The organism is Mitsuaria sp. TWR114, assembly GCF_007997345.1.
In genome coordinates, this window is record NZ_VOSR01000998.1 from 1 (window position 1) to 1,671 (window position 1,671).

3 protein-coding genes are annotated in these 1,671 nt (G+C 70.3%); 2 read left to right on the forward strand and 1 reads right to left on the reverse strand.

The features are described from left to right. Positions 1 to 216: 216 nt before the first annotated feature. A complete protein-coding gene (gene orn, locus FUT87_RS26680; protein WP_091733105.1) occupies positions 217 to 783 on the reverse strand; it encodes an oligoribonuclease in 567 nt (188 codons plus the stop codon). Between the two features lie 457 nt (positions 784 to 1,240). Between orn and FUT87_RS26685 the strand changes: the two genes are divergently transcribed. Further along, positions 1,241 to 1,456: a hypothetical protein gene (locus tag FUT87_RS26685; RefSeq protein ID WP_147242935.1), complete on the forward strand. Its 216-nt coding sequence runs from the start codon at positions 1,241 to 1,243 to the stop codon at positions 1,454 to 1,456. Next, the coding region (locus FUT87_RS26690) for a hypothetical protein (protein ID WP_147242936.1) at positions 1,405 to 1,671 on the forward strand (267 nt) is incomplete at its 3' end. The genes FUT87_RS26685 and FUT87_RS26690, both read left to right, overlap by 52 nt.

Sequence of the window (1,671 nt, forward strand, 5' to 3'; positions counted from 1 at the left end):
CGGCGCGCAGCCGCTCGGCGTCGTGCGCGATCAGCCGCTGCGCCGGCGGCACGAGGAAGGCGCCGCGCAGGCGCTCGCCGTCCTCGCGTGCCAGCGGATGGCGCGGAAAGTCGAAAGCCGCCCACAGGTCCTGGGGGCGGAGCGGGATGTCCATCGGAGCCTCAGCCGCGCGCGGGCGCGTTCCTCATCGGGGCGTCGAAGTGCCGGTCGCGGCGCTCAGTCCAGCTTCAGGAACTGCTCACGGTAATGGATCAGTTCGTCGATGGATTCGTGGATGTCGGCCAGCGCGGTGTGCTTCTGGGCCTTCTTGAAGCCTTCCATCGCGGACGGCTTCCAGCGGCGCGCCAGCTCCTTGAGCGTGGACACGTCGAGGTTGCGGTAGTGGAAGAAGTCTTCCAGCTTGGGCATGTAGTTGGCCAGGAAGCGGCGGTCCTGGCAGATCGAGTTGCCGCACATCGGCGACTTGCCGGCCGGCACGTAGGCCTTCAGGAAATCGATGACCTGCTGCTCGGCATCGGCCTCGGCGATCGTCGACGCCTTGACGCGGTCGATCAGGCCGCTCTTGCCGTGCGTACCCTTGTTCCAGGCGTCCATGCCGTCCAGCGTGGCGTCGGACTGGTGGATGGCGAAGACCGGGCCCTCGACGCGCACCGTCAGCTGCGCGTCGGTGACCACCACGGCGATCTCGATGATGCGGTCCTTGTCCGGAAACAGGCCGGTCATCTCCAGGTCGATCCAGATGAGGTTCTGGTCGTTCAGCGGCAGCACGGGGTTCTCGCTCATGGCGATGTCCTTGTCTTGTCGGGTCGGGTCGGGTCTTGCGGCGACGGGGACCGGCGCCAGGCGCCGGCCGTCGGCCATCGGGAATGGCGCGGATTGTCGCAGCCTTGGCGGCCGGCGCGGCGACTCGCTCGCACCGGCATCGCGATCGGCCGCAACGCCCGTCGCCACGCGGAAAAACGTCGCATCCTTGACGGATCGCGCCCGCCGGGCCCCTGTTCCCGGGGGGTACGGCGTACGCGAGCGATGTCAGACTTGCCTCCAGGCACGCCGCCCACCACGGCAGTGCCCGAGGATCACAACAATGATGCGCGAGTCGTTGGACCCGGCCGGAACGGCCGGGATCGCCGGGCCCTCCGGCGCCCGCGGCATGGGAGGCACGGACACGCCGCCTCCCGCCGCCGGGGCGCCGGCCGCTGCCCCGGGTGCGTCCCGGCCGGTCGCCGGACCGTCGGCGGAAATGCGCCGCTTCTCCGCGGGCTTGCGGGTGGTCACGGCGCTGATGTGCAGCATGCTGCTGATCTCCAGCAAGCCGGCGATCGACCTGGACGCGGGCCTCACGATGCTGGTCTACATCGCCTGGGCCGGCGTGCTGATGTGGTCGACGCTCGCGAGCGTCCGCTCGTGCCGGGCCTGGCCGCCTACTGGCTGGACGTGGCCTGGGCCTGCGCCATGATGTGGCACTTCAGCGTGGGCAACATGATGCTGATGCTGGCGCTGGTCCATCCGGTGGTGCTGGCCAGCATCGGCTACGGCGTCGGCCACGGCCTGCTGCTGGCCGCGGTGGCCACCCTGGCGATCGCGATCGATCCCGACGTCGGACGCGCGCCGCTGCCGACCGCCGAGCGCCTGGGCGGCGCCGCGCAATACCTGCTGCTGGTGCTGATCCCG

Coding starts and splice junctions, on each gene's coding strand:
- orn (WP_091733105.1), bottom strand. CDS start 783: ATGAGCGAGAACCCCGTGCTGCCGCTGAACGACCAGAACCTCATCTGG.
- FUT87_RS26685 (WP_147242935.1), top strand. CDS start 1,241: ATGCGCCGCTTCTCCGCGGGCTTGCGGGTGGTCACGGCGCTGATGTGC.